The 23367-nt window shown below is 41.2% G+C and carries 21 protein-coding genes; 5 read left to right on the top strand and 16 right to left on the bottom strand.

What is annotated here, in order from left to right:
- The first annotated feature begins 150 nt into the window (after positions 1 to 150).
- The 3 genes from AC1DU2_RS27670 (at position 151) to rpmA (ending at position 1472) form a co-directional block, all read left to right on the top strand.
- Complete coding sequence (locus tag AC1DU2_RS27670; protein WP_477388528.1) at positions 151 to 648, top strand: hypothetical protein; 498 nt, start codon at positions 151 to 153, stop codon at positions 646 to 648.
- Positions 649 to 723: 75 nt separating this feature from the next.
- On the top strand, positions 724 to 1032 hold the full coding sequence (gene rplU / locus AC1DU2_RS27675) for a 50S ribosomal protein L21 (protein WP_090650782.1): 309 nt from the start codon (positions 724 to 726) through the stop codon (positions 1030 to 1032).
- Positions 1033 to 1082: 50 nt separating this feature from the next.
- Complete coding sequence (rpmA, locus tag AC1DU2_RS27680) at positions 1083 to 1472, top strand: 50S ribosomal protein L27 (protein ID WP_090650785.1); 390 nt, start codon at positions 1083 to 1085, stop codon at positions 1470 to 1472.
- A gap of 59 nt (positions 1473 to 1531) precedes the next feature.
- On the opposite strand, the gene AC1DU2_RS27685 is transcribed toward rpmA, so the two are convergent.
- The 11 genes from AC1DU2_RS27685 to pbpC all read right to left on the bottom strand — a co-directional run bounded on the left by AC1DU2_RS27685 (position 1532) and on the right by pbpC (position 15855).
- Positions 1532 to 1942 carry an energy transducer TonB gene (locus AC1DU2_RS27685; protein WP_477388530.1) on the bottom strand — a complete coding sequence of 137 codons (411 nt, stop codon included), beginning with the start codon at positions 1940 to 1942 and terminating at the stop codon, positions 1532 to 1534.
- 35 nt (positions 1943 to 1977) lie between these two features.
- Positions 1978 to 3570, bottom strand: a complete 1593-nt coding sequence (locus AC1DU2_RS27690) for a M1 family metallopeptidase (RefSeq protein ID WP_477388532.1) — start codon at positions 3568 to 3570, stop codon at positions 1978 to 1980.
- Positions 3571 to 3578: 8 nt separating this feature from the next.
- Entirely contained in the window at positions 3579 to 3989 is a 411-nt protein-coding gene (locus AC1DU2_RS27695; protein WP_477358298.1) for an energy transducer TonB, read from the bottom strand.
- A 12-nt stretch (positions 3990 to 4001) separates the two neighbouring features.
- Positions 4002 to 4976 (bottom strand): polyprenyl synthetase family protein, encoded by a 975-nt coding sequence (locus AC1DU2_RS27700; protein ID WP_477388534.1) that lies wholly within the window; start codon positions 4974 to 4976, stop codon positions 4002 to 4004.
- Between the two features lie 105 nt (positions 4977 to 5081).
- Positions 5082 to 7220: a ribonuclease R gene (gene rnr / locus AC1DU2_RS27705; RefSeq protein WP_477388536.1), complete on the bottom strand. Its 2139-nt coding sequence runs from the start codon at positions 7218 to 7220 to the stop codon at positions 5082 to 5084.
- A 398-nt stretch (positions 7221 to 7618) separates the two neighbouring features.
- A complete protein-coding gene (locus AC1DU2_RS27710; RefSeq protein ID WP_477388538.1) occupies positions 7619 to 9331 on the bottom strand; it encodes an ABC transporter ATP-binding protein in 1713 nt (570 codons plus the stop codon).
- Positions 9331 to 10044, bottom strand: coding sequence for a 3'-5' exonuclease (locus AC1DU2_RS27715; protein WP_477358307.1), 714 nt, complete (start codon positions 10042 to 10044; stop codon positions 9331 to 9333). The genes AC1DU2_RS27710 and AC1DU2_RS27715 overlap by 1 nt, the downstream gene beginning before the upstream one ends.
- 99 nt (positions 10045 to 10143) lie before the next feature.
- Positions 10144 to 11832, bottom strand: coding sequence for an outer membrane beta-barrel protein (locus AC1DU2_RS27720; protein ID WP_477388540.1), 1689 nt, complete (start codon positions 11830 to 11832; stop codon positions 10144 to 10146).
- A complete protein-coding gene (locus tag AC1DU2_RS27725; RefSeq protein ID WP_477388542.1) occupies positions 11829 to 12413 on the bottom strand; it encodes an RNA polymerase sigma factor in 585 nt (194 codons plus the stop codon). Before AC1DU2_RS27725 ends, AC1DU2_RS27720 begins: the two co-directional genes overlap by 4 nt.
- Positions 12414 to 12575: 162 nt before the next feature.
- On the bottom strand, positions 12576 to 13355 hold the full coding sequence (locus AC1DU2_RS27730; RefSeq protein WP_477388544.1) for a hypothetical protein: 780 nt from the start codon (positions 13353 to 13355) through the stop codon (positions 12576 to 12578).
- Positions 13356 to 13464: 109 nt separating this feature from the next.
- Positions 13465 to 15855, bottom strand: a complete 2391-nt coding sequence (gene pbpC, locus AC1DU2_RS27735) for a penicillin-binding protein 1C (RefSeq protein ID WP_477388546.1) — start codon at positions 15853 to 15855, stop codon at positions 13465 to 13467.
- Between the two features lie 81 nt (positions 15856 to 15936).
- Between pbpC and AC1DU2_RS27740 the strand changes: the two genes are divergently transcribed.
- On the top strand, positions 15937 to 16662 hold the full coding sequence (locus AC1DU2_RS27740) for a glycosyltransferase family 2 protein (protein ID WP_477358318.1): 726 nt from the start codon (positions 15937 to 15939) through the stop codon (positions 16660 to 16662).
- Positions 16663 to 16694: 32 nt separating this feature from the next.
- Here the strand turns inward: AC1DU2_RS27740 and AC1DU2_RS27745 are convergent, their stop codons facing one another.
- Genes AC1DU2_RS27745 through AC1DU2_RS27755 form a run of 3 tightly spaced genes read right to left on the bottom strand, consistent with a single transcriptional unit; the run spans position 16695 to position 19570 of the window.
- On the bottom strand, positions 16695 to 17435 hold the full coding sequence (locus tag AC1DU2_RS27745) for a 4'-phosphopantetheinyl transferase family protein (RefSeq protein WP_477388548.1): 741 nt from the start codon (positions 17433 to 17435) through the stop codon (positions 16695 to 16697).
- A 39-nt stretch (positions 17436 to 17474) separates the two neighbouring features.
- Positions 17475 to 18650 carry a glycosyltransferase family 2 protein gene (locus AC1DU2_RS27750; RefSeq protein WP_477388550.1) on the bottom strand — a complete coding sequence of 392 codons (1176 nt, stop codon included), beginning with the start codon at positions 18648 to 18650 and terminating at the stop codon, positions 17475 to 17477.
- Complete coding sequence (locus tag AC1DU2_RS27755) at positions 18647 to 19570, bottom strand: glycosyltransferase family 2 protein (protein WP_477388552.1); 924 nt, start codon at positions 19568 to 19570, stop codon at positions 18647 to 18649. The genes AC1DU2_RS27750 and AC1DU2_RS27755 overlap by 4 nt, the downstream gene beginning before the upstream one ends.
- A gap of 175 nt (positions 19571 to 19745) precedes the next feature.
- Between AC1DU2_RS27755 and AC1DU2_RS27760 the strand changes: the two genes are divergently transcribed.
- Complete coding sequence (locus AC1DU2_RS27760; protein WP_477358326.1) at positions 19746 to 20888, top strand: acyltransferase family protein; 1143 nt, start codon at positions 19746 to 19748, stop codon at positions 20886 to 20888.
- A gap of 17 nt (positions 20889 to 20905) precedes the next feature.
- On the opposite strand, the gene AC1DU2_RS27765 is transcribed toward AC1DU2_RS27760, so the two are convergent.
- Both AC1DU2_RS27765 and AC1DU2_RS27770 read right to left on the bottom strand, forming a co-directional pair.
- Positions 20906 to 22090, bottom strand: a complete 1185-nt coding sequence (locus AC1DU2_RS27765; RefSeq protein ID WP_477388554.1) for a glycosyltransferase family 2 protein — start codon at positions 22088 to 22090, stop codon at positions 20906 to 20908.
- A 52-nt stretch (positions 22091 to 22142) separates the two neighbouring features.
- On the bottom strand, positions 22143 to 23363 hold the full coding sequence (locus tag AC1DU2_RS27770; protein ID WP_477358330.1) for a glycosyltransferase family protein: 1221 nt from the start codon (positions 23361 to 23363) through the stop codon (positions 22143 to 22145).
- Positions 23364 to 23367 lie beyond the last annotated feature (4 nt).

Consider the following 23367-nt stretch of genomic DNA (forward strand, 5'->3'; position numbering starts at 1 on the left):
GATAAAACACCGGAAATGGAACCGATTTAAACATAAGAATAAGCATACAAATTCGCTTTGCACATCGGGGATTGCTTCATTCTTCGCAATGACGGATGTAATGGTACCAACTCAATAATTCGATAATTCAGTAAATCAATAATTAATTAAATGTCTTCAAGAACTAAAAAAATATTCCTCATCTTCACTATTGTTGTTCCGTTCCTTTTATACTGTTTTTACTACTACGGTATGATGATAAAAAATGCGCCTTACCGATATGCCGATTTCCAATCGATATCTATCGCTTATGGGCCCAAAGATAGCCTGGTGAATAAATTCAACTCCCTCGCCGGCGATTACCAGTATATTAATAAAAGAGATTCGCTGGTGAAAACGCACGTGAAACTTACTGATAACGACCTGTTATACCTGCACCATAAAGCGGCCGACCTTGGTTTTTGGGATTTTCCGTCGAACGAGATAGGAGATACCGTTAAAGAAAAGCCGGTGCGTTACGTCATCGAGTTTAAATATAAAACCAAAACAAAACGGGTTGTTTTTGATTCGAACTTTGCGGGCGATCCTAAATTGATAGATGCCAATAAACAACTGATCAAAGAAATTGATCAAAGTTTAACAACCGCAGAACGAAGAGTTAAAAAATAAAAGGTTGCGGTGTTGTTTATTAAATAACCAATCCCTATATTTGCACCTCGAATTTTAAAACAATAATTAACAAACATGTACGCAATAGTAAGTATAGCAGGACAGCAATTTAAGGTTGCAAAAGACCAGCAGATCTTTGTACACAGGTTACAAGGTGACGAGGGCGCTAGTATTGAATTTGACAGTGTATTGTTAGCAGAAAACGAAGGTTCATTCAAATTAGGTTCTGATTTGAAAGGCGCTAAAGTATCGGCTAAGATCTTGTCTCATTTAAAAGGTGATAAAGTAATCGTTTTCAAAAAGAAACGTAGAAAAGGTTACAAAAAGAAAAACGGTCACCGTCAGCAATTTACCAAGATCGAGATCACTGGTATCACATTATAATTTAAAGTTTTAAACCGAGCCGATTTATCAGCTCATAAAAGATATAAACAATGGCACACAAAAAAGGGGCCGGTAGTTCCAGAAACGGCCGCGAGTCGCATAGCAAACGTTTAGGTATCAAAATTTTCGGTGGTCAGCCCGCAATTGCAGGTAATATCATCGTTCGTCAGCGTGGTACTAAACACAACCCAGGCGTTAACGTAGGTATCGGCAGAGATCATACTTTATTCGCTTTAGCCGAAGGTATTGTAGTTTTCCGTAAAAAAGCTGATAACCGTTCATACGTTTCAGTTGTTCCGGCTACAGAAGCAGTTGCCGAAGTAGCAGCAGCACCAGCGGTAGTTGAAGCAGCACCTGTTGCAGAAGAAGCTCCAAAAGCAAAGAAAGCAGCAGCACCAAAAGCTAAAAAAGCTGATACTGAAGAAGCAGCAGCTGAATAATTAGCAAAGCTTTATAGATGATATAAAAAATCCCCGGTCAAACTTGATCGGGGATTTTTTTATTGCTTTATTGCGGTAGGAGTAAAGGAGATTGGTACTGTATAATACACTCTTACAGGTTTACCACCCACTGTTCCCGGTTTCCACTTTGGCGAGAGTTTTAAAACACGTATAGCCTCATTATCAATATCTGCATCTACCGAGCGGACGCAATAGGCATATTTTACCGCTCCATCTTTTTCAATTATCATCTTTACGAACACCGTTCCCTTAATCCCTCTTTTGAGGCAACTCGCCGGGTATCGCATATTTTTGACAAGGAACGACGAAAACTGACGCTCGCCTCCGGGAAATTCAGGTATTACATCTGCCATGCTGTAAACGGAATCTGCCCGACCTGTATTTTGGGCCTTGGCCCGATAGGTACACACTGCGATAAATACAATTAACAAGGTTAAGGTTTTTTTCATGAGCAAATGAACTTAGCAATAATGTCGAATGGTATCTATTCAATAATAAGCTTCTTAAAATAATACGTATCCGGATCAATCACAGGCATTGTTTTGCTGGTAATTGTCAGTCCCTTTTTGTCCAGGGTGTATCGCTTGGTTAGGCCATCGGCACTAATGTCAACCGGTAATGGCATGTCAATATTTTGAAGCTGGATGAGGTACTTATCGCCGCGTTTTGCAGTTACATGAACTTCGAGTTTATTAACAGAGTAAATATAGAGATCAAATAAGGGCTTCAAATCAATACCGGCTGCTTTGCTAAAATATTCCTGCACATCTGCCGTAGTAACCATGTTGCTGTAGGTGTATTTAGGACTTGTAACGAAGTTTTTTATAGTTGGGAAGAAGATAGTGTCGCCCATAATATATCTCAGCGTATGCATAAAGAAAGCACCTTTGCCGTAAATGTCGCCATTATAAGCCGCCTCTTCGTCGATATCTTTTCCTATTACCAAGGGGATTTTGTTGCCAAATGAAAGGGCAGCTTGCTGGAAGTGTTTAATATATGCTTGTTCGCCTTCCAAATCGCGTATGGGCATGGCATCACCAAAGGTGCAAATACCTTCGTGGATCCAGTAATCGGCCCAATCCTTGGCTGTTACTTTGTTGCCCCACCACTCATGGCCAAATTCGTGATGCATCAGCCAGTCAAAATCTTTGCCGCCGAGTTTGCTGTACCTGAATTTGTTGCCGTAGGCATTCATGGTTTGATGCTCCATACCCAGGTGCGGCGTTTCGGCAATGCCTATTTTCTCTTTAGCCCACGGATACTCGCCAAAATACTTTTCTTGTATGCGGATGGTTTGCTCGAAAATATCAAGGTGACGGTTGGCCTTAGCGGCATCCTCCTTTAATACATAAAACTGGATAGGCACAGTTGTTCCATTAACGGTTTTATATGGCCTGCTTACAACAGTATAATCGCCGACATTAAACAGGATGCTGTAATTGTTGATGCTATAATTGGTTTTCCAATGATAGGTAGCCTTATCATTGTTTTTAGTGACTTTTAACAACAATCCCGGGCCGGCAACTACCAGGTCTTTAGGTACGGTTATCAGCATATCAACACCGTCATTTGGCTCATCCGAAGGATGATCCTTGCACGGAAAATAAAGTTTGCCCCCGGTTCCCTCGGCTGTGATGGCAACCCAGGCATGCCCGGTAGAATCTTTCGTCCAGGTGAATCCATCATCCCAGGGCGGGCGACGGGCAACATGGGGCTTGCCAAAATATATCACTTTAACACTGGCTTTGCCTGCAGGTAATTCCTTGGCAGCATTGATGCTGATGAGGTTGTTTTGGTAAGTGAAGGATTCCTTTTTACCATTTACCAATACGTTGCTGATCTTTAATGAATCCAACAGATCAAAAAGTAACACCTTAGTAGGCTGCGCCATGATTACATCAATAGTGGTATAACCATCTATCGTTTTTTGAACCGGATCAACGCTTAACGCGATTGTATAATGACGCACGTCCATAATGGCTTGCTCAGGTTTGAGCTTGCCGCCGGAGGTTAGGGTTTGGGCGTTTGCTATTGTCCCGACGATCAGCGTGAATATTACAAAGAGTGTTTTCTTCATTTTGTGTTTTACTGGCCTAATGTGAAATTTATGGGAACTGTATATCCTGATCTTATAGGTTTGCCGTTTAATTTAACAGGAATCCATTTAGGTGAAAGTTTGAGCACCCTTAATGCTTCTTCGTTAAATTTATTCTGCAACCCTCTTTTTATTTCAAAATGAGTCAGGGAGCCGTTTTTTTCTACAATAAAAGAAATGATAACCCTACCTTGAACATCAAGTTGCGGGTCAGGGTTTTTTAAGTTCTTTTGCAGGAAAAGTTTAAAAGCGTCGTACCCACCTGGAAATGATGGCTGGGGTTCAATTGGGCAAATAAGAATATATTGTGTAGAATCGTTCGGTCCAATTGCCGGGATTTGTGCCTTGACAGAAATTGAGCATAACAAACCTGTTAACAAAAGCAAAATACTCTTTTCCATCCTTAAATATAATTAATACTCTCTCACCAACAAATTATCGGCAAACTGCCTCAAATACTGTCGCCTGTCTTCCGACAGCTTGATCTGGTCTAACGCGCTAAAGGCGGCATCGGCATAGGCTCGCATAGCATCTTCGGCATAATTCCTGATGTCAAGGCTATCGTAGATGCCGGTCACCGCGGCGACCTTTTCGGAGGGGTTATATTGTTCTATGCTCAGCCAGTTTTCGAGTGTTGTGGCCTCGCTATCTTTTGCCAGTTCAAGGGCCTTAATAAGAAGGTAGGTTTTTTTGTTGGATAATATATCACCGCCAACTTGCTTGCCAAATTTTTCGGGATCACCGTAAACATCCAGGATATCGTCCTGCAGCTGGAAAGCTATGCCAACATTTACACCAAAATCATACAGTAATTGCGCATCGGCTGATGTAGCGCCGCCAATAATTGCGCCTATTTTTAGCGTTCCCCCTAATAGTACGGCGGTTTTAAGCCGTATCATGTCCAGATACTCGTCAATCTGCACGTTATTGCGCTGCTCAAAACTCATGTCAATTTGCTGGCCTTCGCATACACCCGTGGCAGTTTCGTTAAAAACATCCATTACCCGGCGCAAAATACAATCGTCAACCTTCATCATGAATTTGTTGGCTTCTACCATCATAGCATCGCCGGATAGTATGGCTACATTGGCGTTCCATTTTTCGTGCACTGTAATTTTACCACGGCGCAAGGGAGCCTTGTCCATAATGTCATCGTGCATCAGCGTAAAGTTGTGAAATACTTCGATGGCCAGGGCCGGCTCTATCGCTTTTTCCACGTCGCCGCCAAACAGGTCGCATGCCATTAGCAACAGGGCAGGGCGTAGGCGTTTACCGCCAAGCGAAAGTATATAGCTTATAGGTTCGTAAAGATCGGTAGGATATGCCGGAAAAGTAAGTTCGTCTACCGCCTTGCTCACCATGGCATGTAGTTCTGTAAGTTGTTTCATGTTTGTAGTTAACGGCTGATTAAGTTGATTGAGTGGGATTAAGTTGATCGAGTTAAAAATTCAACCACTCTCCTAATCACCCCAATCAACCACTCACCTAAAATATCAATCCTGCACTAACGAAAAATCAATTTGCTTCTTGGTCAAATCAACATTTTTAACCCTGATTTTTACCTCATCGCCCAGCTGGTAAGTTTTCTTTTTACGCTGACCGATGATACAATAGTTTTTTTCGTCCAAAGTATAAAAATCATCGGATATATCGCGCAGGCGAATCATGCCCTCACATTTATTTTCGATGATCTCGACATACATACCCCACTCGGTAACTCCCGAGATAATACCCGTAAAAGTATTGCCAACCTGGTCGCGCAGGTATTCTGCCTGTTTATATTTAACAGATGAGCGTTCGGCATCGGCTGCCTTTTTTTCCATTTGCGAACTATGGGAACATAGCTTTTCGTAATGTTCTGCATTTACCGATTGTCCGCCGTTTAAATAATGAAACAGCAGGCGGTGTACCATAACATCCGGGTACCGGCGAATAGGGGAGGTAAAGTGCGTATAATGATCAAACGCCAGGCCGTAGTGGCTGCTGGTTTTTGTAGTATATATCGCCTTAGCCATCGATCTGATGGCCAGTTGGGTAAGTACGTTTTGTTCTTTTTTACCTTCTACATCCTCCATCAGGAAGTTTAACGATTTTGCAGTTTCTTTATCTGATTTAGTATTTATTTTATACCCAAACCGGGCCGCAAACTGTGCAAAATTGGCCAGGGCATCGGGTTTAGGGGAATCATGCGCACGGTAAACAAATGTGTATTTGTGCTTGCCTTTACCCATTTTGCTTACATGTTCGGCCACCTTACGGTTGGCCAACAGCATAAAATCTTCAATTAGCTTATGGGCATCTTTACGTTCTTTTACATAAACTCCAATGGGCTTGCCTGTTTCATCAAGCTTAAATTTAACTTCGGTAGTTTCAAAGCTGATGGCGCCATTTTTAAATTTCCGGTCGCGCAGTTTATAAGCCAAGGCATTTAGCTTAAGAATCTCGTCTTTAAAATCACCTTCTTTGCTTTCAATTACTTCCTGAACTTCTTCATAAGTAAAGCGCCTGTCAGAGTAAATGATGGTTTTTCCGTACCATTCGGTTTGGATAAATGCATTCTCGTCCAGTTCAAAAACTGCCGAAAAGCATAGCTTTTCTTCTTTAGGGCGCAACGAGCACAGGCCATTTGAAAGGCGCTCGGGCAGCATCGGGATAACCCGATCAACCAGGTACACAGAAGTAGCACGATCGAACGCCTCTTTATCCAGGGCAGAATCGGGTGCTATATAATGCGATACATCAGCAATATGCACACCAACTTCGTAATTGCCATTCTCGAGTATTTTAAACGATAATGCGTCGTCAAAATCCTTGGCATCAAAGGGGTCGATAGTAAATGTGGTAATATCCCTGAAATCTCTTCGGCGGGCAATTTCCTCTTTGGTGATCACATCCGATATCTCTTCCGACTCATGTTCAACCTCGACCGGGAAGGATAACGGAAAACCATATTCGGCAAGGATGGCGTTCATCTCGGTGTCATTCTCGCCTTGTGCACCCAAAATGTGTTTTATTCTGCCAATGGGGTTTTTGGCCTCAGCCGGCCAGTCGGTAATTTCGGCAACTGCTTTTATCCCGTTTTTAGCCCCGTTTAGCTCGCTCATCGGGATAAAAATATCATGCATCATTTTACGGTCGTCCGGGATGAAAAATGCAAAACGCTCAGATAGTTTTACAATTCCGGTAAACTCCATTTTGGCGCGCTGCAATATCTCAATGATCTCGCCTTCTTTACGTTTGCCTTTACTGATGGCGTATACGTAAACTTTAACACGGTCGCCATGTAAAGCATTGCGAAGCTTGCGTGGGGCAACAAAAATGTCGCTTTCCAATTCATCGTCAGTAACTATAAATGCCGAACCGTCGTTCGTCAGATCGACACGGCCCTCCATAAATGTTTTTAACTCAAGAAGTTGGAACTTGCCTGGCGAAACCTCTTTAAGTACCGATTTAAAAGCCTCGTCTTTTAGAATATCAAATATAATTTCGCGCGATTCGGGATCGCGGACGTTTAATTTTGCAGAAACCTGTTTATAATTAAGTGGCGTATTGCCGTTTTGTTCAAATACATCAAGTACCATTTGGGTAAGTACCTGAACGATAGAAGAATTATTTTTCTTTTTTTTAGACATACAAAAGTATTTGTGCTAAGATACGGAATTTTGGTGTTTGGGGGAGAAGACGAAAAAGACAGGGTTAAGGAAATTGATTTTGAATCTGAGGTTGTGAATTTGGGCAATCGACAGGAGCCCATTTTTTGAGTTAGACACGAATGCATGCCAATCCGGCTAAATTTAATCTAATTTCACAAATTTTTGGATTGATAGGCTGCACAACTTAAGATAGTAAGAATTTGGCAATGTTTTGACCAACAACAAGTGCAAAATATCGATTAGCTAAATTGCGCGAAATCTTAGTTGAATGTTAACCATGTTAAATTATAAAATGTTTATTATCAGATATTTATAAATTAAATAGCTGAAATGTGTTAAGTTATATTAACCCAGTTTAGATGCGTTTGCCTTTGCTATCACCCCTGCGGAATCGATGCAATCAAATTCCTGGTGTACTCGTCCTTTGGCCTGTAATAAATATCGTCCGGGTAACCTGTTTCAATGATCTCGCCTTTATTCATCACCATCATCCTGTCGGATATATGTTTAATAACGGCAAGATCATGCGAGATGAAGATATAGGTAAGTTTAAACTCCTGCTGTAATTCGCGGATCAGGTTAAGCACCTGTGCCTGGACAGATACATCAAGCGCCGACACTGATTCGTCGCAGATGATAAATTTGGGCTGCAGCGCCAGCGCCCGTGCTATCACGATACGTTGCCGCTGGCCTCCTGAAAACTCGTGGGGGTAACGGTTAAAATGTTCTGGTAACAGATTTACACGTTCCAGTAATTCCAACACGTGTTTTTTGCGTTTGGTATTATTGGCGTAAAACTGGTGCACCTGCAAAGGCTCCATGATGGATTGACCGACGGTTAATTTAGGGTTTAAAGACGAGTAAGGATCCTGGAAAATGATTTGGATATTGCGGCGTACCTCACGTAGTTCATTCTTTTTTAAGCTCCCCAGATCTGTATTTTCGAAACTGATATTACCGGCTGTGGGCTCTATCAATCTTAGTATGGTACGACCTAATGTTGTTTTTCCGCAACCCGATTCACCAACCAGGCCAAGTGTTTCGCCTGGGTAAACTTCAAAACTTACATTGTTTACCGCTTTAACCACTTTTTTTGACAGACCCAACAGGCCCGTACTAACCGGGAACCAGGTTGAGAGTTGGCCGATCTTCAATAAAGGTTCTTGTTTATAAAGTTCTATCCTTCTTGCTTTTATTTCAGTTTCAGGATAATGATACAAGGTCCTGATGTTTTCTATAGTGACCGCCGATTTGTTTTGGATATTTTCTGCATCAAAAAAATCGGCAACTATCGGCAGTTTCTTTAAATGTTGATTTGGTGAAGGCCTGCATGCTAATAAGCCTTTAGTGTATGGGTGACTGGGATGATCGAATAAGTCGGGCGTATTGGCCTCTTCAACAATTTCGCCTTTATACATCACCATTACCCGGTCGGCAATTTCCTTAATAACCCCCAGGTCATGCGAAATGAAAATGAGACTCATCTGGCGAGCTTTTTTAAGGCAGAGCAGCAGTTCAATAATTGTTTTTTGTACCGTTACGTCAAGCGCAGTAGTTGGCTCGTCGGCTATTAATATCTCCGGATTGCAGGATAGGGCCATAGCTATCATCACCCTTTGTTTTTGCCCACCTGAAATTTGGTGCGGATAGCTATCAAAAATTGCTTCAGGGCGGGGCAGTTGTACTTCGTTAAAAAGTTCGATAGTTTTCTTTTTGGCCTCAACCTTGCTTAAACCCAAATGCAGCCGGATGGCCTCGGTTAACTGGAAGCCGCAGGTAAGCACCGGATTGAGTGAGGTCATGGGCTCCTGAAAAATCATGGCCATACGGTTGCCCCTGATGTGGCGCATATCGGCTTCCGATAATTTGCACAAACTTACATCGTTTAAAAGCACATCGCCATTGATAACAGTTTTATCGGCATCTAAAAGCCGCATCAAAGCAAGCGATGTAACAGACTTACCCGAACCGGATTCGCCGACTATCCCGATAGTTTCGCCTTTTTGTAAATTAAGCGATATGTTTTTTACAGCCTTAAATAAGCCATCTGCTGTTTTAAAGCTAACCTCCAGGTTTTTTACTTTCAGCATTATTGGCCGACTATTGTTATCATCTCATCTTTTATTAAATCTTCGCCACGATAACGCCTTATCAGTTGCGCGGTGGCAACCACATCTTTTTGGCAATAAGTGCAAATCCGATCAAGCTGGTTTTCGTTCCAGTAAACATGACCTACCATGCTGCCGTCAATATCATCCTTTGGGGTGGGGATGTCAAAAATGGCGGTGAGTAAATTTAAGGATGTGTAGTTTTTGTAATCGCCAAACTTCCAAAGTTCCATAGTATCCAGGTGAATAATTTCCCATGGCTTTTTACCTGCTAATTGGAGTTGAGGAGGAAATGGCAGACCATTTATTAATAACCTGCGGCAGATGTAAGGAAAATCAAACTCCTTACCATTATGCGCCACCAAAACTAAGTTAGCCGGCTGGCTAAATAGCAAACTCGAAAACCGGCCCAATAAATCCTTTTCGTCATGCCCGGCAAATGATTTCACTCTTAAGCCAACACCCTCTTTTCCTTTGGTAAAAACGCCGGCAGATATGCAAACTATTTTACCAAACTCGGCCCAGATGCCTGCACGTCCGTAATAATCTTCGGCAGATTCATCCTTACGCTGGTATTGGGTCTTTAACTCCCACAGCTTTTTAAAATGCTCCGGCACCTCATTGTGTGTACCATACTGCGGCACGGTTTCAATGTCGATTACCAGTAAATTATGTAGGTCATAATGTTCAAGCATGCCACGTTTTAATTATGCAGGCAATATAATGAATGTTTTAGTCTGGCAGGTTTTGGACAGTGTATTTTAGGTTATACGTTTGTAATTTTTAAAGCCGCCTTATTTTTTTTTGGGGTTATTTAACTGGAAACCAACGGTGAGTTGTACAGTGCCTGGGTTTGATTTATAGCTCCCAAAATCCGACGAGACTTTGAAACCGCTTATGCTTTTTAAATAGGTAGCCTCAAAACTAAACCGGTTATATTGCAGGCTTACACCGGCTGATACGCCAACGTTGATAGCAGGAACATACCGGGTATTTTTTAATTGGTTATTTACCGATGTATAATAAGGTGTGTCTGTTTTTATAGCCAAAGGTGTAAAGCTTGTGGTGCCGGTAATTTGCTTAACGGGTATGTTTATAACGGGGCCTGCTTTTAAACCCAGGTAATTATTAAGCTTGTAAACCAATTGAATAGGCACGCTTACAAAATATGCCTTACGGCTATCTGTTACCCGGATGGTTTTTCCCGAATCTACAGCGCCGCTATCGGCTTTTGCACCGTTTGCATGGGTATAGGAACCGCTGATTTTTTGTGGGTTAAGGGCCTTGGCTTGCACATTTATAGCCCATCGATCATTAAAATGATAAGTGCCATAAAGCCCGAAATTCAGATCGACGGGCAGGCTGCCATAAAAATTGCTGTTTTGTTTTTGTGTTGTAAAGCTGCCAGATGCATTTACGCCCGCAAGCAGGCCCCAATCAAAATTAAAGGGGGCCGATAGTTTAGCTTTTACAACCTTTTCCTGTTTACCGTTTTTAGGTTTTTGACCTGCTTTTAGTTTTAAAAGATCTGGAGACGATTTAGTGATTTTGCCAACAATTTCGTTTACACGTGCCGAAGTTTGCTTTAGTATTCCATTGTTTCCCTTCGCGTTGGAATTTAAGATCTTATTGATTGCCGGTTTAGTGAAATAATTATTGACATCAGATTGAATGCTATCAATGCCAGATACCCGGTAGTATGATTTTTGAAAGCTTACAGACAATACAAGTGGTTTATAGTTGCTATTGCCTTGGGTTAATCCATTTGGGGTGCTTGTTGGCATAGTGCCGCCCGATGGCTGCTTGTTATTTGTGTATAAAGCATGGCTGCTATTTGCTGCGTGGCCATGTTGGGCAGGTTGGTTTACCATTGTGTTTTGGCTATTTGCCAGTGTGTAAGTGCCTGTGTTTTTGCCTCCTTTTAATATACCATATGGCCCGGAATTTTTATTTGAAACAGAATTTCCGGTACTTGCTTTGATGCCGGTATTTTTGTTTACCGGCACATTTTTACCGGTCAACCCGCTATCCGGCATGTTATTATTAGCTAAGCTATCGGCGTTTGCCGGGGTGGATTTGATTTGCGGCGGGTTGTTGACCCCATAAGTTGTGCTATCGGCCTGGTTTAATGAATCAATAGTTTTTAAACTGTCGGCAATTACATGTGCTATGTGTTTTTTGATCCCATTATCAGGCTCGCTGTGCTTGATTTTATGGAAGTGACTGTATGTGTACACGCCGGTAACGATAGTTGCCGTTGTTGATACAAGTAAAACAAGTGCTTTAAATCCTTTAGCTGCTTTTATAATTTTTGAAGCCTTAAGTACTTTATCGCTTTGCGGAATATCATGAGGTGCCGCCGACGGTAAATGCAAATCCAGTAGGTTTTGCATTTGCAGCCAGTCTGTCTGGGCGCTGTCATTAACAGGTAATTCGCTACGCTTTTGCTGCCAAAGTTTAAGGTAGTTTAGTGAGTTTTTCATTTTGCTTTTTCACTCCTTTCTTTTGGCCGGATGCTACTTATTGATGGTTCAAGTAATTCTCTTAATTTTCTTTTTGCTTCGGCTAAATGCCAGCGGGAAGTGCCCTCGCTTATATTCAATTGTTCACTAATCTCTTTGTGGCTAAAACCATCTAAAACTGATAAATTGAAAACGGTTTGGGTGGCAAAAGGCAAAGTGCGGATGTTTTGGAGTAAGTCCTCAAAGTAAAGCTTCTCCAGCACCAACGGTGAAATAAAATGTTCATCCGGATCCAGTTCGCTTGTATTTGTTGTGTTGAATTTTAATTCCTTGCGACATAGATCAATAGCGGTGTAAATCATGATCTTCCTGATCCAGCCACCAAGCTCTCCTTTTTCTGTATCGAAAGTCTTTATCGATTGAAAAACTTTCAGGAAGCCTGTATTAAAAGCCTCTTTGGCAAGCTGCTTGTCGGGGAGGTAATTATAGCATACACGAAGCATCTCTGCATGAAACAGCTTATACAATGTTTCCTGCGCCGTTCGGTCGTTATCAATGCATCCGTTTACCAGTTTTTCAGCCTGTTTTTTGGGTAGATTCATTCAAAAAAATCACACATATGTGTGCACGTAAAATGCTCTTCGGGTAAAAGTCATGAAACGTTGGGTAAAAACAGTAATATTTTTTAATATTATAACAGGATTAATATTTTTATTCTTTAATAACCGACCGATCTTTTCTGGGATCAGTCGGTTATTAAAGAATTAATGCAGGAATGTATTAGATGATCTGTTATAGGTTTTAAATGGTATTAGTACTCCGGACGTATAATTCCAATTAAAAATTACTTGAGCCGGAGTTATGACAATGCTACCCGTGTAAACTTTGCCATTAAGCGTAACCTTTAACGGATAAGTACCATTTACCTCGTATTTTTGGTAAAACCTCAACGGACTTACAACCATCGGTATATCATTGGTACTCTTGCAAACCTTAGGCTCTTGCACATACAGAAAATCGATGTTGAAATTATTATTGGCATCAACACTTTGGTTGTATTTGAGTAAACCACTGGCGCAGTACCTATTGGCAGTGGTTACGTTAAAATCAAATCCAAGACTATCCCCCTTGGCGTTAAAATAAATTCCAGGACTCATAGTTAACTGATCGCCGGTAAGCTGAACGATTTTTGCGGTGTCGGGTGTGGTTACGACAGAATCCGTGCTCACTTTAATTGATATGCTTGCCGGCAAGGCACCCAATTTTGTTGCAGAAACTGTGTAATTTCCGGATTTGGTAAAAACAATGCGCGACGCGTTATTAGAACTTGTAAGGATATTGAAGCCAGCCGGGGCAACAGACCAATGGACAGAATCGGTTGCGCTTGCACCTACTAAGACCAGCGAATCTGGCTCGTTTATTTTCACTTCGGTTTTACTGGCTACAATTTTCCCGTTATTAGCCGGATCGGAAATTTTGGTGCATCCCGAAATAGTGAGGAACGCAAGTAATAAAATAAGTACTGTGTAAGTTAAGTTTTTCATTTTTTTAGCTGATTAATGTTCTTTATTGCATCATCGTATCAATCACAAAAAACGTTGGGTGTAAGGCCTCTCTTTTTATTATTTCGCAGAAATAAGTCTCACCACTCACTTACTTACTTAATATCTCGAATCCAATATTAACGGTATTACCATTACCATCAACCAGGGTAAGGATATGATTGCCCGGCGGTGGGTTTAAAGCCATCTGGTGGAAATCTTTGGTAGTACCCATATACTGATCATCCAGGTGCCAGAATATTTTCATGCCCGGTAAGCGGTGTGCAGCGTTACAAATCATCCGTCCGCGTGTACCATCGGCCTCAAGGGGGATGTATATTTTTGCGCCATCTTTGGGATAAATCACCTCCATGGTATTCCCATTCTCCGTCTCGGCGCAGTCAGCCCGGAACGGCGGAAGTACATGGTATTGGTAATTGCGGGATTTATAATAATACTCCATGGATGGTGGCAGCACAAACCATTTTTTGTTAAGCATTTGATCCGGTGGTTCGCAATTACCATTTACCTGGTATTGGCCATCGGCAGATAGATGAATAAGCTGGTGATAAGGACAAACAGGCGCTCTTAAGCCGGTTTTAGGTACCAGTACCTGGTCAATATCCTGGCAATACTGGCCGGCGCGGTAGCCGCTTTGCCTGCACACGTCAATTTTTACCATTTCGCCGGTTGGCATTGCAAACCAGTCTTTTGATACGGGCAGCAATCTGAAAATCTCGAACAGGGCAGGGGCAGCGGCGTTAATACCGGTTAAACCAGGCCGCCCTTCGCCATCGGTATTACCAACCCAAACACCCACCACATACCTTGGGGTAACACCAATGGCCCAACCATCCCGGAAGCCAAAGCTTGTTCCTGTTTTCCAGGCCACGCGCTGGCTCGAACTGAATTGCTGCCACAGCATTTCTTCGCCCGGCCTCATTACTTCTTCCATGGCCTGGAAAGTGGCATAGATAGAAGCGGCATCAAGCAGGCCTGATTTTTCCAGGTCGGGTTTCTTAACTTCCTGTTTGCCATAAACAGGGTTGTGAAAATCCCCAGGATCGTAGCTGCCGTTGTATTTATCATAATGATTAAGCACCCTGGCCATATCCGCATAAGCACCTGTAAGTTCCCAAAGCGTATTTTCACCACCGCCCAGTATCAGTGATAATCCGTAATGGTTTGCCGGTTTGGTTAAGGTGGTGATGCCAATTTTGTGCAAAAAATCGTAAAATTTCTCAAATTTATACTGCTGCAGTAGTTTTACTGCAGGTAMGTTAAGCGATCTGGCCAGGGCTTTCGAGGCAGGTACAGCACCGTCATACCCCATATCGAAGTTCTCCGGGTGATAACCGGCTATTAAGGTTGGTACATCCGGCAGTAAACTATTAGGCAATATCAACCCGTTATGCATAGCCGAAGCATACAAAAGTGGCTTTAGCGTACTTCCGGGGCTGCGGGGGGCGTCAATTACATCTACATCGCTTTCCATTTGCGGGTCTTCATGATGGGTAATGTTACCGGCATAAGCAAGCGTTTCGCCGGTTTCAACATCCAGCACAATAGCGGCGATATTGTTAATGTCGTTCGCCTTTAAAACCTGGTGATGTTGCTCCAAAATATCATTGACTTGTTGCTGCAAGCCCGAACGAATACTTGTACGAATACGGGTATCGCCCATTGGCTTGGCATCGTAATCGTTTTTAAAGCGCTGTAGTAAATGCGGAGCAAGGGACGGCAGCGGCATGGGCCTTTCCGGTACGGGTTCCAGTTTTGCCAGTTCGGCTGTTATGCTGTCGATAACACCCTGCTTATATAGCCGGTTAAGCAGCCTGTTCCGTTTGTTGAGCAATGTTTGCCTGTTCCTACCTGGATGTACTAATGACGGCGCATTAGGCAATACAGCCATCGCGGCCATTTCGCCCCAGGATAGTTTATCGGGGCTACGACCAAAATAGCGCCAGGAGGCGGCATCCAGGCCAATAACGTTGGTGCCAAATGGCGCGTTGCTGGTGTAAAGGGCTAATATTTCTTTTTTGCTGTAAGTGAGCTCGAGCCGTAGCGCCATAAAAATCTCCAGCAGCTTGTTCCAGATGTTGCGTTTGTGTTTGGTAGCCAGCCTTATCACCTGCATAGTAAGCGTACTGCCGCCACTGGCAATTTTTTTTGAGCTGAGGTTTTGTTTGATGGCACGCCCAAAAGCCAGCGCATCAAAACCGGGATGATGCTCAAAGCGTTTATCCTCAAAGGCCATGATACATTGCTTGAATTTTTCGGGTACGCTATCGTTATAGGGAAAGCGCCATTGGCCATCTTTGGCGATAGATGCCCCCAGCAATTGGCCCTGATTATCGTCGATTACGTATGATGTAGGGTTTTTAAATAGTGGCTTTGGCAAACAAAACCAAAACAACACGGTTAAAACGAACAGGAATACAAGCAGAAATATTAATTTTGGTTTTTTTAAGTAAGTTTTTATTCGTTTTAATACAGCTTGCATTAAGTAATATTTTCAATAAAGATATAACTAAGCTTTATATCACTACCATATCCGGAAGCGGATTTTTTGATAAACAATATAATGGGCATTCAAAAACTTTCAATTATTATCCCGGCTTATAACGAAGGGAATACCATACACTTAATTTTGGATAAAATTAAAGCGGTTAACCTCACCAATGAAATTCAAAAAGAGATTATTATTGTAAATGATTGCTCAAAGGACAATACAGAGTTTGCCATTAATTCATACCGGCAATCCAACCCGGATGTTAATATCCAGTACTTTAAGCACGATGTAAATAAAGGTAAAGGGGCAGCCCTGCATACCGGTATCTCAAAAGCAACTGGTGAATATCTTATAATACAAGATGCTGATTTAGAGTATGATCCGTCCGAGTACAACGATTTGCTGAAGCCGGTAGTAAACGGTTTTGCCGATGTTGTTTACGGCTCCAGGTTTATGGGGAGCAACCCGCACCGCATATTGTTTTTTTGGCATACCATAGGTAATAGGTGGTTAACCTTTGCATCAAATATGTTTAGCAATCTTAACCTAACGGATATGGAAACCTGCTATAAACTATTTGATACCAAGTTGATACAGGCTATCCCCCTTACCGAAAAACGCTTTGGATTTGAGCCCGAAGTTACCATCAAAATATCAAGGGTACCCAAAATCAGGATCTACGAAGTGGGTATTTCTTACTATGGCCGTACTTATGAAGAAGGCAAGAAAATAGGGTGGAAGGATGGCGTAAGGGCTATCTACTGCATATTAAAATACGGGTTGTTTAAAGGTAAATAGTTCAAACAAAAGCAACAAAAAAACCACACAAATCATACATTTTTTGACAAGTTTATTTCAAAAAAATGCAACTTTTGAATGGTTTTTTCACACACTATGCTTCCCAGGTTTTCAGCATCGGTTTTGAAGCTTTTTACCAACCAGTTTTTGTCGGTTTTTAAAATAGTAGTGTTGGTGATGTGCATGCCGTCGAGGCAGGGGATATGTTTGAGGTTTTCATCCAGGCCCTGGGCGGTGGCTTTGATTAGGGCTTCCTTTCGTGTCCACAACAAAAAGAAATTTTCCGGGTTATCATTTATAAAACTAATTTCGGCGGGGCTGAAATAATCTTCCAGTATGGATTGGAAATTAAACGAGGCATCTATTGTTTCGGTATCCACGCCAACATCGGTTTTTGCAATCGCTATTAATACCCAGTTTGCCGAGTGGGATACATTATACCGCAAATCAGCTCCCGCAATAAATGGCTTTTTATTTGGGCCRCTGCCGAAGATGATATCCCTTGCCGGTTGATTGATATACCTGCTTATTATTTCCCTCAATGCCGCCCTGCTGATAATAAACCGAATCCAATCTTTTTCCTGTACATAACGGTTTGCCCGTACAATATCATCGGGCTGCAGGATATTTAGAAACTGTGCAGTTTGGTTTTTATACGAAGGGATATAAATCCGCCAAATGTCAACATCACTATTTAACTTAAAACTGCAATCGGTTGAGGGCTGCCATAAAATATTTGTTAATAGTTCAATGTGCACTTCAATTTGCTTCATGGTGGTAATTTTCCGGCAGGTATGCCAACATGATAATTTTTATTGCCGGCGTTGTGCTTTTTCCCAAACGGCACTTTGTGTAGTGGTAAAATACCTGATGATACCGGCTAAAACAGCATAATTCATCACACAAAAGTAATAGGGGATAAACAATATTTTTACCCGTAATTGTTTCTTTTCCATGATGTAGCCTAAAAATGCCAGCAGGTAAAATAATACCTGCGCAAACAATAGCAGTTGCCATCCCGTTGCGCCGGGTTCTGAAGCCAGGACAATATTCAGCACAAACGATAGGATGAGCAGGAAGGGGGTAATTGTCCATCGCAATACCCGGTGGCTGATGTACTGGAAGGAAAGGATTGGGTAGGGGAAAGGATTAAACAAACTTTTTAGCCGCAATATTGATTGGATGCCACCAGCTGCTATGCGTATTTTTCGTTTTAACTCTTCGGATACATTTTCAGATGCGGTTTCGGTAGCGTAGGCTTCGGGTTCATAAACAATGCGGTAGCCTTTTTCGGCAATCAGCATAGATATCATAAAATCATCCAATACCGTATCTGCCTGTACCGGCAAATAAAGCGAACGCCTTACACTGAACAACTCGCCGGCGGCACCAACAACAGAATATAATTCAGAATCCCATTTTTTAAGGGCCGATTCGTATTTCCAGTAAAAACCTTCGCCGGCGGCGCTTGCATCGGCATTCTCGTCAAAATGCACGCGTTTTTCGCCGGCCACCGCGCCGACGGTAGGATCGGCGTAATGCCTGCAGATTTTTATTAGCGCATCTTTGTTCAAAAAGGTATTGGCATCGGTGAAAACAACGGCGTCTGTATCCACAAACTCCATAGCCCGATGAACGGCAGCTATTTTACCGGCGCGCTGCGGCTGATGCAAAAGCTGGATCTGGGGGTACCCCGCAATGATGCCCGGAGTGTTATCAGACGAGCCATCGGTTATAAAAATTGTTTTCAATTTACCTGCCGGGTAATTGAGCAGTAAGCTATTGGCTATTTTTTCTTTTATAAAAAACTCCTCGTTATAGGCGGCCACAACCAGCGTACAGGTTGGGAGAACGCTCAAATCTTCGGCTATAGGTTTTTTGGGCCCCCTCACCATTCTTTTTAGTTTTATAATAAAGTATAGCAGGATGCCGTATCCTGCAAACGTATAAAACACAATAAAAAGGCTTAACAGTAAAATTATTTTCATGCTATGGTTTTTATATTGTAACCTAAGTTAGTGCTGTTTTTTGAGTGGGTGAAATTCCACCAGATTGCTTTAAAAAGCATGGGTATAAAATCGTAGTTTTTATTTTTAATATAAGTTATCAGGTTACGCGGCACCACCAGCAACAGAAAATAAATAAAAAAGATTACCTTTTTGTAGCCGGGTGCATTACGCCGCGTAAACAGGATGCGGTTACGGTTCATGAAATATTCCTTAAGCTTGCTTTTTTTTCCAACAGATATGGATTCTTTGTGATATATCAATGCATCCGTGTTTAGCCAGGCCTGGTAGCCGGCTCTTTTGATCATCTCGCACCAGTCTACCTCTTCATAGTACAGGAAAAAATTTTCGGCCATAAGCCCGGCCTTGTCAATGGCTTCTTTTTTAATCATCATGGCTGCACCGTGGCAATAGGCTGTTGGGCCGGTGATGTGATTAAACTGCCCCTGGTCTTTTCGTTTTAAGCCAATACAACTATTACGGCAGGTATAATAATCCATAGGCGTATAGCCGGCGTATTGAATTAAACTTTTATCACTGTGATATTTTATCATGGGCGAGATAATGCCCACATCATCATGTGTCTCTAAAATAGTTACCAATTCACTTACAAGGCCAGGCGTAAATTCGGTATCGTTGTTTACCAGGAAAATATAATCGCCCGTGGCATGTTTAATACCCAGGTTGTTACCCCCGGCAAAGCCCAGGTTAGCTTCCGACCGGATGGATTTAATATTGGGATATTTTGCCAGCCAACCGGGAACTGGGTTTGTTTTACTGGCGTTATCAACCACAATTACTTCCAGGCCTTCATAGGTGTTTGTTTTTTCTATGGACGATAGCAACTCTTCGGTTACTGCCGGCTGGTTAAAGTTTATGGTTATAATAGAAACTTTTTTCATTTATAGATAACACACATAATTGTTTAGCGCGATTTACAATTACAAAAGTTAACTATTTAGTTTAATAAAACAAATTGCATTTTTATAATAAATCGCTATTTACAAGATAGATTACCTAAATATATTATGGCTATATTCGCGTATATTGCTTAAAAATGTTTTGTGAATTTTAAATATGAATGATATACTAAACAAAACGCCGACTTTAAACAGTAAAAAGAAGCTCTACTTTCCTAATTTAAATGGTATACGCGCCTTGGCAGCCTCAATGGTTTTAGTATGCCATATTGAACTTCACAAGGTTGATTTTCATCTTAAACGGCTTGATTTTTTAAATGTTTTAAATTTCGGAAGAGTTGGCGTAACTGTTTTTTTCTCGTTAAGCGGGTTTTTAATAACATACCTGTTGCTTGAGGAAAAGAGAAATTTTACAGCTATAAATTTTAAAGACTTTTATATCCGAAGAACGCTAAGGATATGGCCACTATATTTCCTTACGGTTTTTGTAGGTTTCTTTGTTTATCCTCATGAGGGTTCAACCAAGGCTTTGTGGTTGTCTTTATTGTTTTTACCCAACCTTGCATTTTGCTTACACTTGCTGCCTGTAGTATTTGATACCATATGGTCTATAGGTACCGAAGAGCAATTTTATATTTTTCATCCACATTTTTTCAGGATCAAGAAAATTTCACATATCCTTTATACGTTGCTTGTTTTCATTTTATTTATATGGACGCTTGGCGTTGTTGTTGTGCGTTTGCCTCATGAATGGTTTATCTGGAAAACATTTAATGAGTTTTTTTATTACGCCCGTTTTGATAATATGATGATAGGGGCTGTGGTAGCTGTTTTATATTTTAATACTAAGCACCCAACAGTTAAATTTAAATTGCAGTCTCTTTTCGATCTGATGTTTAATAAATATTTTCAGGTACTAATTTTGCTTGCCTTTATTATTTTTACTGCTTTTTACCTTAACCATTATATTGCGCACGGCGATGTAATACTTTCTATATTATCTTCGCTGCTGATAGTAAATTTATGTCAAACAAATACAAGTATTTACTCGTTGCAGGGTAAAAGCATGAAGTTTATAGGGCAAATTTCATATGGTATTTACCTATTGCACAAGTTTCCGTTATTCCTGATACTTTTTATCACAGAAAAATATATGCAGTCGGCAAACCTGGTAGTTCAAAACATAATAATTTATTGCTTTACAATTGCTTGCACAATAGCACTGGCCTCACTATCATTTTATGCATATGAAACCCCTTTCCTTAATTTAAAGAAGAGGTTTCAAAAAATAACCCAGTAGTTTTTATTGAGCTTTGGTCATGTTGTATGATCGTGTGGTGTATGAATAAATTTTTTGTTGGCTCCTTTAAGTTTAAATAATAAAAATAACATAGTAAAAAAAATCAATGGCAGTTTTAAAGCAGCGATAAGTAACCTGCCGTTAAAAAACTGACCCGGTATTGCAACCAAAATACCAATATAACAGCAACAGGTTGCAGCCAGCCATAATTGCCAGGCGGGACAAATACCTGGTATTATTAAAGATATGCCCAACATAAACGGCATTAAACCAAGCATGAGCACACGGGGCAGTATAGCAGTTTGATAAACCTCATTAAAATAATCAAAATTACCTCGCAAAAATAATTCGCTAAAGCCGCTCATGCCGTATTTGCGCAACAAGTTAAACTGGGCCGAAAGCCATCTTTTACGTTGTTTTTTAAATACTTCGGGGTTACTTACCTTCTCATCATATACATAGGCTTTTTCGGCATAGGCAACGCCAATTTTCTGGCGGGTAAGTATCAGCCCCATTTGTTTATCAAAGCCTCCAACAGCATCAATCTGGCCCATGGTTGTTTTGAATAAGTTATATTCCAGCGCCATTCCCGAGCCTATAATAGCCGCCGAAAGATTAAATACCCGTTGCGCCTTCCTAAAAATGTGGTTGTTAATCTCTTCACTTATGCCATCAAGCACTGCTACATTGGTATTACTGTTTTTGGCTATCCTGTGGCCTTGTACCACCTTTTCGCCTGCCTGCAGGTAGTTGTTTATCTGGTACAAAAAGTCGGGCGCAGCAACGTTGTCAATATCGTAAACTACCGCTGCATCAAATCCGGGCACCGTATTTTCAATAGCTTTGTTCAGCGCTTTTGATTTGGTGCTATTTTCAAAAAACACTTCAACAACCTGCAATGGCATTTGCCTTAGCTTTACCAAAGTTTCGGGCTTAAGCGAATCGGCTATCACACATACATGGAATTTGTCGCCAGGGTAATCAAGCGTTAACGCGTTTGCCGCAGAATTCAATAAAATTTCATCTTCTTTATAAGCGCAGATGTAGATAACAAACTTGCTTAATGAAGTAGCAGCGGGAGGATATTTTATAGGTACCAACTTCCCTAAAACCGAGAAGATAAAAAGGTACAGGCAATATATTCCCAGGTATATAAAAGCCGCCCACATGATTACCGAAGCAATAAACTTGATGATCTCCATTGTTTATTATGTTTTATAACTTTTACTGTATTTTAATAAAAAAGTTGCGTTATTATTGATTTATCGCTTTAAGCTTTAGCTTTAAATTTAATGCCAAAAGTTTTTCTATTTCAATAACGCGGTGCTCCCAGGTATTTTCGGCAGCCACTGCAAGTCTTTTTTTCTGTAGTTCAGGCGTGTCCTTTAAAGCCTCGTTTATGGCAATGGTAAATTCTTCGGCAGTTTTACAGTAAGCAACCGTATCTTTTGTAAATTCTTTTAAATCGGTATTAAAATTGGATGATACCGTTGGTTTGCCCGAGCCAAGGTATTCAAAAAGCTTCAGGGGGAAAATAGAACTGCTTACCTCATCTTTTTTGAATGGGATAATGGCTACATCAAAACCTTTTAAAACTGCGGGCATTTGCTCATAAGGCACTGCTCCTGTTAAAAAGGCATTGGGCCGTTCAAATACCGACATATCCGCGTAATTATTATCCACCGGGCCTACAAAAGCGAAATTCTTGTCGGGATTTTGATCTAATAATTCTTTGAGCAAGTTGTAATCAACGCGGCGTTCGATGTTACCAAAATACCCTATTATTGGTTTGCCGATACCCGATAAAACAGCAGCTACAGGCAATTCAGGATCAAGCGCTTTTTGGCTGTGGTTGATGTTTGCCGCGTTTGGAATAAGGTGCGTGTTATGATTTAACTTAAGCTTTTTGTTCCTTAATTCATTGCTGGTGCAAATTACCAGGTCTACGTTTTTAACAACAATATCCTCGGATATTAAACCATGCCTGGTTTGGTAAACCTCTATCAGCGGATCGACGCAATGGTAAACCGTTAGTAATGGCTTTATTAAATTATGAAAGTTGGGGTAGGTGTAGTTGTACGAGTTGATGTAAATGTAATCGTCGATGCTAAATTGTTTTATTACTTTTTTTACCCGCGAGGCAACTATTAATTCATTCATTTTAACAGCCAGGCGATATATTTTCCCCTCGGGTAACATATTAATGGATGGCACCGGCGGGCAAATCACTATTTTAAGGTTGGGTATCTCTGTCTGAATAATGCTGTTGGGAGGTGAAAAGAAATGCGGCTTCCTGATTTTAAAAGCCGGCGTATTTTTATACATCATATAATCGCGCCAGGTAAAGGGCCTGTCAACATAGTATACTTTATTGTTTTTTGCCAGGTATTTTGCCAAGGTATAGTTTGTTGATTCCAGGCGGCCATCAAACTGCATTTGTGAAAATATGATGATATTGCGGTTCCTGAGCTCCATACGG

It is taken from the genome of Mucilaginibacter sp. P4_C11, from assembly GCF_056402115.1.